We start from the raw sequence: 13008 nt of genomic DNA on the forward strand, positions 1-13008 counted from the left end.
TGAGGTTTTAATATGAACGAAATCATCCATTTATTAAATGAATATGGTTATATAATCCTATTTTTATCATTAATGTTGGAATTGATTATAGTTCCTATTCCGAATGAAGCATTGATGAGTTATGTAGGTGTTTTATGTTTTCATGGGAAAATGAATATTGTATTATCTATTATTTCTGCCGGTCTTGGAGGGGTAGTTGGGGTAACAATTTCTTATTGGTTAGGATATAAGCTTGGTACACCATTTTTTCGTAAGTTTGGACACTATATCCATATGGGCCCAGAAAAGATTGAAAAGATGTCAAAATGGTATGAAAAATATGGGAAGGTATTATTGCTAGTATCTTTCTTTATTCCGGGGATTAGACATTTCGCAAGCATTATTTCTGGAATCATTAAATTACCATATCGAGCCTTTGCTATTTTTTCCTATATAGGTGTATTTCTTTGGATAGGAACCTTTATTTGGCTAGGACAGGCAATGGGACCTAAATGGGATATCTATCAAGTAGAAATTAAAAAGTGGTTAGTACTAGGTAGTATATTATTAGGTTTTATTGTGCTCGCTTTTTTTGTTGTTAAAACAAATAAGGAAATAATTAAAGAGTCATTACTATTAATTTTTGAATCAAGTTTCAAGAGATTTAAAAGCTTCATGAAAATAAAATTGATCATCTTAATCTGTTTAATTTTTTTCGTTTCGTTTTTTATCTTAATGGTCGGGTTTATTCAAGATACAATTAGCAATGAATTTGATAAATTCAATTCTATATTCAAGACTATTGTTTTTAATTTATTTAATCAAAATTGGCATGGAAGTATGAATTTTATTTATTCATTATCGACTTGGAAGGTTTTAGTGACGATTTCACTTGCTACAATCTTAGTGATACTGATAAATAACAAAAATAAGTGGCTAGAAATGCTCTTTTTTATCGCTAGTTTAGCTGGGATTCTTATCCTATCCATAGGGATTCCATGGATATTCAACTTTATGTTGGGTGGTAATGTAAGTAAAAACTTTCCAAATGAAAAGTCTATGTTAATTTTAACAGTATTAGGTTATTTCATTATTATGTTAATTCGGCACAACAAAGCTTATATGCTTAATTTGATAATGTTCTTTTGTTTTATTTTTGTAGTAGTATTATTTTCGATTAGCAGTGTTTATTTGCACCACTTATTGCCTAGTGACATTGCTGCTGGGTTTGTATTCAGTTCGGTTTGGTTAAGTGGAATCATATTTTCATTGGAGTTGTTTCGATTTGTATCGCTGTTAAAAGAGAATATGCGTGAGGAAAAATTGTTAAAAACGTAAACCAAATAATCGAGCATAATTTAATTCTAATAGAAGAGAATCCCCGTGGCTAATATACGGGGATTTTTTATTTTTAAACTATATTAATTATGTTATTCAGAAATATTTATAGCATATTATTCTCAAGCCTTTCTAACTCAAGCTTTAAAAGATTTAAAAATTTATCATATAAAACTGGTGAGGCTAAAGTTTTTGAACGAACCCATCCAATAGGAATTGTAGAAGGTTCTACATTTACTAAAGGGATTGAAACAGTTTGTCCATTCAAAATGGAAGCCTCATTTTTCAGGGAGATCCTTGTATCAAATGTGATTGCCAAGTCTTCAATAACTGCACCTCTAATAACCTCTAAATTATCAGTTACAAATAATACATTCATTGTAAGATCCTTTAAATACTCTGATAAAGACTTAAAATAGTCATCATTATAAAGTACAAAGTTTTCATCTTTTAATTCATTAATTGTTACCGAATTTTTTAAAGCTAATCGTGAGGACTTACTAGCACAAATATGTATAGGGCTAGTCATAATAACTCCTGACGGGATTTTTTTTATATCATCCATTAAATAATTTCGAAATTGAATGAAACCAAAATCGTATTTTTGTTTTATTACACCTTCTACGATATCTTTAGACCCTTTCTCTACTACACTTAAAGACATATTTGGATGTTCCTTTTTAAAATTAGAAAATGTTTTTAGGATAGTAGCCATATGTCCAGGGATTGTAGCTATTTTTAATATCCCACTAGGTTCATTTTGAAGACTTACAGATTGTTCTATTAATTTTTGATAATTTTGTAGCAGTTCTTTTATTGTTTCGATTAATTGTTTTCCTTCAAAAGTTAGATTTGTTCCTTGTCGGTCTCGATTGAAAATTTTTATGCCTAATTCTTCTTCAACACTTGAGATTGCCTGACTAACTGCCGATTGTGTGACATGTAAATTTTGAGAAGCTATGGATATAGAATTTGTAACGGAAACTTCATAAATGTATTTAAGCCTTTCAATATGCATTGTGCCACATCTTTCTAAGTTAAGAATTTTTAATAACGGATCATAAAAAACACTAAATATATTTTATAATAATCTACAATTATAATTAACTCAATAATCTGTAAAAAGTATAAAAGGAGGCTTATCTTGTGATTCAGTATTATTTTGAGATAAGGACTAATAATTATTTACAAAGGAATATTGATTATGATATCGATCTAAACAAATAGAAATAAAGAAGTTTAAACCATACTAAATTGATCCCGGTTTCGTAAGTAAAATTAGGAGGAAATAATGTTAGTCGGAAAAATAATTAAGTTTTACCGTGAGAAAAGAGGATTTAGTCAAGAAATGCTATGTGAAGGAATTTGCTCTAAATCATATTTGAGTAGATTTGAATGTGGGAAAGCTACATTTTCTCCTGAAATGATCGCATTGTTTTCTGATCGATTAGGTATTGATTTAAATGAAAAGTTAGAATCATATTATCAAATTGAAAAATATTTGCATGGCTTAAACCTAGCAATTATAAAACAAAAAAACAAATGTATTGATGACTACATGAACAAACTTAAGAATATAGCTTTTATTATGTCAACAAAATATGCTGTGCAGTATTTATTATTGTTGGTTAGATTTTATCTTTATAAAAAAATATTAAAAAAAGCTAAAAAAACAATTGAAAAAATTGAAAAAGTATATGTTCATATTAGTGAATATGAAAAAAATTTCCTTCTGCATGTTAAGGGAATTTATTACATTAGCATTTATAGAACTACTGTAAGTGAAGATATGAGAGCTGCCGTAAATGTATTAAAGCAAATAAATACAGATACGTATAAAAATAAAGAATATTTATACCATCTAGCACTTGCTTATTATTTTGCGGGATCTAAGCTATTAGCATACGTATATGCAAGGAAAGCTCTAAATTATTTTAATAAAAACTATAACTATGTTCAGGCATTTAACGCTCAATCATTCTTATTATTTCAATACGATCAAGATATTGGATTTGAAGAGATAATTGAAAAATATCATAATTTAATTCGCACTTGTGAAAGAGTAGGTGCAGATCTACAAAAGGGAATTCTATTAAATAATTTAGGTGTTAAGTATTTTAAAAAAGGTAATTTTGAAATCGCTTCAAATTACTTTGAACAATCCTTGCTTTCAACAGAAAATTATACAATCTATTATTTGAGGCGTTATTATAATTATTTAGAGGCATGTTTAGAAGGTAACTTACTCCCAAAGACTGAACTTTTAGAGTTAATTCATTTCGGAACTAAACTAGCTGAAAAACGTCAAAGTTTAATACATTGTACCTTATTCATGCTCTTAAAGCTGAACTGTGAAAATAATCAAAAGAGATATATTACATTCTTGAGCGAAGTGGCAATTCCTCAGTTTAAACAAACAAATAATATTACTTATTACGAGCAGTACGGAAAAAAATTATATTCTTATTATATTAAGAGCAATCAGTATAAAAAAGCAATTGAATTAGAATTTCAATTCAAGTCATAAAATTAAACCATGAACTAGTAAATCTATTCATGGTTTAATTTTGTAGCAAAGCCCCAAAAATCAGAATTTCAGATAAGTTCAAGTGTCTAGTTTACATATCAGTAACTTCAGAAATAGCGCGATAAAGAATATCAATCATTTCATCAAGCTCCGATTCCTTTGAAGCTAATGGAGGCATAAATACAATAACATTTCCAAGGGGACGGGTGAGTAGTCCAAGCTCTTTTGCTCTTTTGGTTACCTTCACACCTATTCGTTCGTTCCAATGGAAAGCTTCTTTAGTATCTTTTGATTTTACTAGTTCAATTCCAATCATCAAGCCACTCTGACGTATATCTCCAACATGTTTTAACTCATTAAATTGCATTAGTTTCTCTTGGACATAAGATGAGATTATTTCGACATGTTGTAATAATTTCCTTTTATTAAATAAATCTAGATTCGCTAATGCAACAGCACATCCAAGGGGATTACCTGTATAGCTATGTCCATGAAAGAAAGTTTTTTGTTCTTCATATGTACCTAAAAATGCTTCATAAATTCTGTTTGTCGTTAAAGTTGCTGCTACTGGTAAATAGCCACCTGTTAACCCTTTTCCGCAAGTTAAAATATCTGGCGTAACTCCTTCTAGTTCGCAAGCAAACATTTTTCCGGTTCGACCAAATCCTGTTGCTACTTCATCTGCAATTAACAATACATCATACTTTATGCATAATTCTTGTATTGCTTTTAAATACCCTTTTGGCATGACAATAATACCACTAGCTCCTTGAACAATTGGTTCAATAATTAATGCCGCAATTGAATTAGCTTTTTCGATGAATAAATTTTCAACCTCTTTTAAATAGGAATTGATTATTTCTTCTTCAGTTCCCACATATTTTGAACGATAAAGATGTGGATAAGAAACCTTTATGCTTTGAAACAGTAATTCATTATATGCTTGATGATATAAATCGATTGCTCCGACAGATACTGCTCCGATTGTATCTCCATGATAAGCTTCCTTCATCGTAACAAAAGTATTTTTATTAGATTTACCTATGTTTCTCCAATATTGATAGGCCATTTTAATCGCGATTTCGACAGATGTAGCACCTGAGTCTGAATAAAAGACTTTTTCTAAGCCGTTAGGAGTGATTTCAACTAGCTTCTCTGCTAAAAGAATTGCGGGTATATTAGCCATTCCTAGAAGTGTTGAATGAGCAACCTTCTCTAATTGTTCATGAATGGCTTCATTTAATTCTTGAATATTATGACCGTGAACATTTAACCAAATAGAGGATACACCATCGTAATATTCATTGCCTAGTACATCATATAGTTTTCGATCTTTACCATGTGAAATAATTAGCGGATCTTCGTTTAGATAATCCTTCATTTGAGTAAAAGGGTGCCAAAGATACTGTTTATTTTTTTTAGATAAATCTTGATAGAATTCATGGTTCATATAAGTTACCCCCTGTTTTATATGTTAACCAAATTTTATAGTTAGGTTGACATATATTTCAATTGCATGTTAATTTAATTTTGTTAGTTTGTCAAATTTTGCTAATTTGCCAAACTCATAAACTAATAGGGGGGATACAATGCAAAATAGAACTTTATCATTAACAGTAATTTCATTATTTGCCTCACTAACATCGATTGGAGCCTTTATAAAGATTCCTTTACCAGTGATTCCTTTTACGCTTCAAATACTTTTTGTATTTTTAGCCGGCAATCTATTAGGAAGTAAAAAAGGGATGATGAGTCAACTACTTTATGTTGGAATTGGATTAATCGGAATACCAGTATTTGCTTCTGGTGGTGGACCTGAATATGTTTTAAAGCCAACATTTGGCTATTTAATCGGTTTCATTATTGCTGCATTTGTAATTGGATCAATCGTTGAAAAAACAAAGAAACCAAAACTTAAGCATTTTATTTTTGCTAATGTAATAGGGTTAGTGATTGTTTATATTTTAGGCATAACATATGTATATATTTCTTTAAATACTTGGTTAGATAGTCCCGTATCCATAGAAAAGGTGCTAATGATGGGACTCGTATATAGTATTGGGCAAGATTTGTTACTAGCTGTTTTTGGGGGAATATTGGCGGTGCGCCTACATTCCCATTTTGTAAAAGCTAGAGAAAATGAAAAAAAGGTGGCTGCTTAAGATGGGAAAAGGATATTTTGTAACTGGTATCGATACGAATATTGGAAAAACCTATGTTACTGCCCAAATGGTGAATTGCTTGCAGAACAAAGGAATCGATGCAATACCTTATAAACCAATACAAAGTGGAGTTGTTAATATTAACAATAGACTAATAGGGGAAGATACAGCCTATTATAAAGAGAATTTAGAACTAACAGAAGAGCATGAATACTACGGTACATATACATTGAAAACACCGGTCTCACCACATTTAGCTAGTAAACTAGAAGATGTTTATATTGATGAACATGTTATTTTAGAAAAATATAAGCAACTAGAAAATAAGCATGATGTTGTTTTTGTTGAAGGAGCGGGTGGAGTTGCGGTTCCGTTAAAAGATAATTTTGGAACGATAGATTTAATAAAACGATTAAACTTACCAGTACTCCTTGTTACATCATTAAAGCTAGGAACAATTAATCATACTGTATTAACAACTGAATATTTAAAATCACACCAAATTAATCTAATGGGATTATTAATTAATAAAGTACCATCCGTTATGGGTGAAATGGAAAAAGATAATTTAGTTATGCTAGAAAAATTAACAGGTCATAACATTCTTGGAGTTATACCGGAGCAGATGGATTCATTTACAGAAACATCTATTATAGAATTCCAGCAATTATTAACGAAAAATCAATGAAATGGTGAGTGATCATATGAATTGGACTAAATTAGCGCAAGAGGTTATTTTAGGTAAAAAAATTTCAGATGAGGAAGCTTTAAGCATATTGTCATGTGAAGATGACGATTTACTTTCACTTTTAAACGGTGCATTTATCATAAGGAAATATTATTATGGAAAAAAAGTTAAACTTAATATGATTATTAACGCTAAAAGTGGTTATTGTCCTGAGGATTGTGGATATTGTTCTCAGTCTTCAATTTCTAGTGCACCGATTGAGAAATATCCTTTTCTATCTAAAGAAGAAATTCTTGATGGGGCAAAGCGTGCCTTTGAATTAAAAGCAGGTACATATTGCATTGTTGCAAGTGGGCGCGGACCAACGAATCGAGATGTAAATGTAGTAACTGATGCAGTTAAGGAAATTAAAGAATTATATGGTTTAAAAGTATGTGCTTGCTTGGGGCTTATTAAAGATAACCAAGCAAATGAGCTTAAAGAAGCAGGTGTTGATCGATATAATCATAATTTAAATACATCAGCTGAGCACCATAGTTATATTACGACAACCCACACATATCAGGATCGAATCGATACGGTTGAGAAAGTTAAACAGTCAGGTATATCTCCGTGTTCGGGAGCCATTATTGGGATGAAGGAAACAAAACATGATGTTATTTCGATTGCGAGGTCATTACATAAATTGGATGCAGATTCCATTCCGATAAACTTTTTACATGCTATTAATGGAACGAAACTAGAAGGAGTAAACGAATTAAATCCACGTTACTGTTTAAAAGTATTAGCGCTATTCCGCTTTATAAATCCAACGAAAGAAATTCGAATTTCTGGAGGACGCGAAGTAAATCTGCGTAGTTTACAACCACTAGGACTGTATGCTGCAAATAGTATTTTTATAGGTGATTATTTGACTACGGAAGGTCAAGAGACAAATAGTGACCATGCAATGCTAGAAGATTTAGGATTTGAGATTGAGTTGGTTGGAAAACAAGAAGAGATATTTTCATAATAAAAAAAACGAAAATCTTAAAAATGAGATTTTCGTTTTTTTGTTAGATAGACGAAAAGTTATTCTTATATAATTTATGATGCGAAATACTTATCAATAATTCTATTAAGCTCTAATTCTTCTGTTGATGATAAAACAACATTTGCATGGCTTAAAATAGTAGAATCTCCAATTGCAACAGAGAACATATTTGCAGCATTAATTGCATCAACTCCTGCAGCCGCATCCTCCACACCTATACAGTTTTCAGGGTTAGCCGAAACTGCATTAGCTGCTTTTAGAAATACCTCTGGATCTGGTTTTGAATTAACGACCGTTGCAGCGTCAACGATATGATCAAAATATGAGGTAATTCCTAAAGCATTAGCAACCATTAATGCATTCTTTGAAGCCGAAGCCATCGCAATTTTAATGTCTGCTCTCTTGATTTGAATTAAGAAAGATTCAATTCCTGGTAATAGATCCTTTTCAGAAATATTACGGATTAGTTCAACATAATGAGCATTCTTTTTTGTTGCTAGCTCATCTTTTTCAGCTTCGGAGAAATCATTTTGTCTGTCTCCTAATTCTAGGATTCTTTCTAATGAATCTGTTCGGCTTACTCCTTTTAGCGTTTCATTAAACTCTCGGTCAAAAGGAATTCCTAAATCTTCACCTAGTTTTTTCCATGCTAAATAATGAAATTCAGCCGTATCAGTAATTACGCCATCTAAGTCAAAAATAATCGCTTCAATTTGTTTATTCAAAATGGTACCCCCATTACTTCAATCAATTTATTTTAGCAACTGATTTTCGTTCGACTAGTTTGGTTGGAACAATAATATGCTCTGATTTTTCAGGTTCATTTTTTATTCGCTTAAACAGTAAGTCCGTAGCTATTTCACCAAGCTTCATAATCGGAATTTCAATCCCAGTTAAAGGTGGTGAGAATAAAGGTGAAAAAATGCCATTATTATATCCAATAATTGATATATCTTTTGGAATAGATATTCCTAACTTTGCAGTTGTATTATAAAGTCCAATAACCTTAAGATCATCTATTGCAAAAATTGCAGTAGGCAAATCTTTTGATTTCAAAAGTGATTCTGAAACTTCATATGCTCTTTCCATTGTATAACCACTATCAATAATTCGATCAGGGCGAAGTGGAATTCCGTTATCAACTAGACATTTTTTATATCCTTCCAATCTGTCAATCGATACATGGTAATCGAGAGAAGAATGAAGACATGCAATGTCAGTATGTCCTTGATCGATTAAGTGTTGGACTAATTGATAACTATCGTTAAAATTATCAGTATCCACTGAATAAATATGTTGATAATTTCCTTCAACTCTTCCAATAACAACTACTGGAATTTCATATTTATCTAATTCTTTAAAAAAGTCTTCATTTGCAGGTGAACTCAGCATTAGAATTCCCTTAATCATTTTCCCTCGAATTTTCTCGATACATTTATTTAACTCATCTTTGCTATTTTTAGATGTTTGGATAATGACATCGAAATTTTCTACTTCTGATCTCGTTGAAATAGAGTGAATAATTTCAGAGAAAAACGTATTTCCGGCAGTTGTTTTCGTAGAACGAGACATCACCAAGATTGCATCAAAGCCTGATGATGTAAGTGCTCGAGCTAATTTATTTGGCTGATAATTTAATTCTTCAATTGCCTTCATTACTCGATTACGACTTTCTTCTGAAATATTATCTTTATTATTTAACACTCGAGATACAGTGGACTTTGAAACGTTAGCTACACGAGCAATATCATAAATTGTAGGGCCCATTTGTATACTCCATTCTTGTTTAAAGTAATTTTAGTAAAAACGTTTACATTTTTTCGTTATTATTTATTTTTTAAAAAAATTATGATTCCGTAACAATCAAAAAGTTATATCGAAATACTTTTTTGTTACTTATAGCTAGGAGCGGCTTCCAAAAAAATATTGTACATAATATACATTGATAGTAACGATTTATTTTAAAATTTGTCAAGACTGTGAACAGCGAATCGTAAAATTAAACTTATTTCATGGTGTATTTATTACAAGGGCAATTATAGGGAGAATAGTAAAAAGTAGCAATACTAAATATTTAGTCTTAAAAATAAAACGCTATAAATTATTCTATTAAAGTAAAAAGATTGCAAAAAAAAAAAAGAATTTTTATAAATATTTTAAATTGACAGTAAGCGCTTTCTATAATATATTGAATTTGGGAGCGGTACCAAGACGTGTACCATTTTTTTTACATCTCTGTGGGAGCGATACCACAAGGAGGAATCATATGAGTAAAATAAAAGAAAGATTAGCTTTTATTTATGAAAATGAAGATATAGATCAGATTAATAGCTTAATAGAGAAACGAATAGAAGAAGCTAAATTGAAAATTACTAAAAAAAGAAAACAAAATTGGGATGAGTCAGATGTTGTTTTAATTACTTATGGGGACCAGTTTCAAGAAGAGGGAAAACCAACATTAGAATCATTTAAAAAAATGTTTGATGAACATTTAGCAAATAAATTTGAACTTGTTCATATTTTACCTTTTTATCCTTATACATCTGATGATGGTTTTTCAGTAGTTGACTATAAAAAAGTAAATCCAGATTTAGGAGATTGGTCACATATTGAGAGTTTATCTAAATCAGCGAGAATCATGTTTGATTATGTATGTAATCACATTTCTAGTAAGAGTGAATGGTTCCAAGGCTATTTGAATGGTGATTCAAAATATAAAGATTACTTCGTCGAAATGGATCCATCAATTGATTTAAGTTCAGTAACTAGACCTAGAGCACTTCCATTGCTATCAAAGTTTAAATTAGCGAATGGTGAGGAAAAATACATTTGGACAACGTTTAGTGACGATCAAATTGATTTAAATTTTAGTAATCCACAAGTTTTATTAGATATGGTTGATGTTTTACTGTTTTACCTGGAACAAGGAGCAGAATATGTAAGACTTGATGCTGTAGGATATATGTGGAAAGAAGTTGGAACTTCTTGTATCCATCTAGAAAAAACACATGAAATCGTAAAATTATTCCGAGATTTATTAGATGAAGCTGCAAAAGGTACAGTAATGATTACTGAAACAAATGTGCCTCATTTAGATAATATTTCTTATTTTGGTAACGGTCATGATGAAGCACATATGGTTTATCAATTTCCACTACCTCCATTAGTTTTATATTCACTTCATAATGGAAATGGAAGTGTATTAACAAACTGGGCAAAAAATCTTGAAGGCTCTAAAGAAGATACAACTTTCTTTAATTTCTTGGCCTCTCATGATGGAATTGGTTTAAATCCTATTCGTGGAATTATCTCTGAAGAAGAAATTCTTTCATTAGTAGAAGATTTAAAAGTAGAAGGTGCATTAGTAAATTATAAGAAAAATTCAGATGGTACTGAAAGTCCATACGAAATTAATGTAACTTATTTAGATGCTTTAAATAAACAATCTTCAAGTGATGAAATAAGAGTAAAGAAATTCCTATTGGCACATTCGATTTTATTAACGTTCCAAGGAGTACCAGCAATTTATATTCAAAGTATGCTTGGTTCAAGAAATGATTATGCAGGTGTAGAAAGAACAGGAATGAATCGTTCGATTAATCGCCAAAAATATTCACTTGTTGAAATTGAAAAAGAATTAAAAGAAGAAGGATCATTAAGAAATAAAGTTTTTACTGAACTAACAAAAATAATTCAAGTGCGTAAGGGTGAAAAATTATTTAATCCAGATGTAAAAATGGACGTACTTGAAGTTAATAAGAAAGTATTTGCTATTAAACGAATGAATGAAGATGAGAGCATTATCATTCTTCACAATCTATCAAATGAAGAAGTTAATTGTGATGTAAAAGGAAAGTATATGAATATTTTAACTGGAGAAGTTGAAGAATTTAATGAATACATTTCTTTAGATCCATATGAATTCCTTTGGTTAAAACCAGTAAATTAGGAGGAAGAACAATGAAGAAATTTTTAAGTATGTTCTTGGTTTTAATGTTAGCTGTTGGATTAACAGCTTGTGGTGGTAAAAAAGAGAATGGTAAAGTAACGATCGAATTTATGCATTCTTCTGTTGAACAAGAAAGATTAGCAGTTATTACAGACTTAATTTCAAAATTTGAAAAAGCAAATCCAAATATTAAAGTAAAGCAAGTTCCAGTTGAGGAAGATGCTTATAATACAAAAGTTGTTACATTAGCAAGCTCTGGTAAACTTCCAGCAGTAATTGAAGTTGGACAAGACTATGCAAAAGTTATGGACAAAGATGAATTAATTGATAAAGATGCAGTGAAATCTGTCATCTCTAAAGTTGGGGAAGATAAGTATTATGAAGGTGCTTTAAAGCTTTTAAAAACTGAGGATGGCAAAAATTATACAGGTGTTCCAATTAGTGGTTGGGTACAAGGAATTTGGTATAACAAGCAAATGCTTGCGGACAAAGGATTCGCAGAACCTAAAAACTGGGATGATGTTTTAAAGATTGCAAAGGCGTTTACGAATAGCGGAAGCAAAAAATACGGAATCGCAATTCCAACTGTTGAAGGTGGTTTTTCTGAACAAGCCTTCTCACAATTTGCTTTATCAAATAATGCAAATATGTTCGATAGCAAAGGGAATTTAACATTAGATACACCTGAAATGAAAGAAGCTGTAAGTTACTACAAAGAATTATCAAAATACACAATGCCAGGTTCTAATGATGTTACTGAAGTAAAAGATGCTTTTATGAATGGCTCTGCTCCAATGGCGGTTTACTCAACTTATATCCTACCTTCTGTATATGAAGAAGGTAAAACAAACAATATTGGATTTGTCATTCCAACTGAAAAAACAAAAGCAGTTTATGGAACAGTATCTGCGTATACGATTTCTTCTGGTTTAGATGATGACCAAAAAGCTGCAGCAGAAAAATTAGTAGAGTTTATGGCGAAACCTGAAAATAATACTAAGTTAGTATTAATGTCTCCAGGTGGATCTCAACCAGTAAATAAAGATGTAACAAAAAGCAAAGAATATAAAGAAAATAAAGTTGTAAATTCATTTGGTGAACTTTCAACTGAAATCGCAAGCGCGTTTGATAACATTCAAGTTTTTGGTCTTGTAGATAACAAGAACTTCTTAAAAATGGGTGATGTGACAAGTTCAGGAGCAGTTGCTAAGTTAATTAATGAAGTGACTGTTGGTGGAAAAAGCGTAGATTCTGCTATTAAAGAAGCAGGAGAAAAATTAAAAGGTGTAATTAAATAAACTCTTAATTTACCTTGTATTAATTATTAGATTT

General features: G+C 30.8%; 11 protein-coding genes. 7 read left to right on the forward strand and 4 right to left on the reverse strand.

Annotated elements, in window-relative coordinates:
* Window positions 1–12 precede the first annotated feature (12 nt).
* Window positions 13–1317: a VTT domain-containing protein gene (locus BED47_RS07790; protein WP_069033174.1), complete on the forward strand. Its 1305-nt coding sequence runs from the start codon at window positions 13–15 to the stop codon at window positions 1315–1317.
* Between the two features lie 106 nt (window positions 1318–1423).
* Here BED47_RS07790 and BED47_RS07795 read toward each other — a convergent pair whose 3' ends face one another.
* The gene (locus BED47_RS07795) at window positions 1424–2335 is read right to left on the reverse strand and encodes a LysR family transcriptional regulator (RefSeq protein WP_069033175.1); all 912 of its coding nucleotides are present in this window, start codon (window positions 2333–2335) and stop codon (window positions 1424–1426) included.
* A gap of 273 nt (window positions 2336–2608) precedes the next feature.
* Between BED47_RS07795 and BED47_RS07800 the strand changes: the two genes are divergently transcribed.
* The gene (locus BED47_RS07800; RefSeq protein ID WP_069033176.1) at window positions 2609–3844 is read left to right on the forward strand and encodes a helix-turn-helix domain-containing protein; all 1236 of its coding nucleotides are present in this window, start codon (window positions 2609–2611) and stop codon (window positions 3842–3844) included.
* A 91-nt stretch (window positions 3845–3935) separates the two neighbouring features.
* Here BED47_RS07800 and bioA read toward each other — a convergent pair whose 3' ends face one another.
* Entirely contained in the window at window positions 3936–5294 is a 1359-nt protein-coding gene (gene bioA, locus BED47_RS07805; protein ID WP_069033177.1) for an adenosylmethionine--8-amino-7-oxononanoate transaminase, read from the reverse strand.
* A gap of 139 nt (window positions 5295–5433) precedes the next feature.
* Between bioA and BED47_RS07810 the strand changes: the two genes are divergently transcribed.
* The 3 genes from BED47_RS07810 to bioB are packed head-to-tail and all read left to right on the forward strand — an operon-like array spanning window position 5434 to window position 7706.
* Window positions 5434–6006 carry a biotin transporter BioY gene (locus BED47_RS07810; RefSeq protein WP_069033178.1) on the forward strand — a complete coding sequence of 191 codons (573 nt, stop codon included), beginning with the start codon at window positions 5434–5436 and terminating at the stop codon, window positions 6004–6006.
* Between the two features lies 1 nt (window position 6007).
* A complete protein-coding gene (gene bioD, locus BED47_RS07815; RefSeq protein ID WP_069033179.1) occupies window positions 6008–6694 on the forward strand; it encodes a dethiobiotin synthase in 687 nt (228 codons plus the stop codon).
* A gap of 16 nt (window positions 6695–6710) precedes the next feature.
* The gene (bioB, locus tag BED47_RS07820; protein WP_069033180.1) at window positions 6711–7706 is read left to right on the forward strand and encodes a biotin synthase BioB; all 996 of its coding nucleotides are present in this window, start codon (window positions 6711–6713) and stop codon (window positions 7704–7706) included.
* A gap of 74 nt (window positions 7707–7780) precedes the next feature.
* Here bioB and pgmB read toward each other — a convergent pair whose 3' ends face one another.
* Window positions 7781–8452 (reverse strand): beta-phosphoglucomutase, encoded by a 672-nt coding sequence (gene pgmB, locus BED47_RS07825; protein ID WP_069033181.1) that lies wholly within the window; start codon window positions 8450–8452, stop codon window positions 7781–7783.
* 22 nt (window positions 8453–8474) lie between these two features.
* Window positions 8475–9494 (reverse strand): LacI family DNA-binding transcriptional regulator, encoded by a 1020-nt coding sequence (locus tag BED47_RS07830; protein ID WP_069033182.1) that lies wholly within the window; start codon window positions 9492–9494, stop codon window positions 8475–8477.
* 499 nt (window positions 9495–9993) lie between these two features.
* Here BED47_RS07830 and BED47_RS07835 point away from each other — a divergent pair, with 499 nt between their 5' ends.
* Both BED47_RS07835 and BED47_RS07840 read left to right on the forward strand, forming a co-directional pair.
* Window positions 9994–11676: an alpha-amylase family glycosyl hydrolase gene (locus BED47_RS07835; RefSeq protein WP_069033183.1), complete on the forward strand. Its 1683-nt coding sequence runs from the start codon at window positions 9994–9996 to the stop codon at window positions 11674–11676.
* Between the two features lie 11 nt (window positions 11677–11687).
* A complete protein-coding gene (locus BED47_RS07840; RefSeq protein ID WP_069033184.1) occupies window positions 11688–12974 on the forward strand; it encodes an ABC transporter substrate-binding protein in 1287 nt (428 codons plus the stop codon).
* The last annotated feature ends 34 nt before the right edge of the window (window positions 12975–13008 follow it).

The sequence above is a fragment of the Gottfriedia luciferensis genome (genome assembly GCF_001712755.1).
Classification (GTDB): Bacteria; Bacillota; Bacilli; order Bacillales; family Bacillaceae_G; genus Gottfriedia; species Gottfriedia luciferensis_B.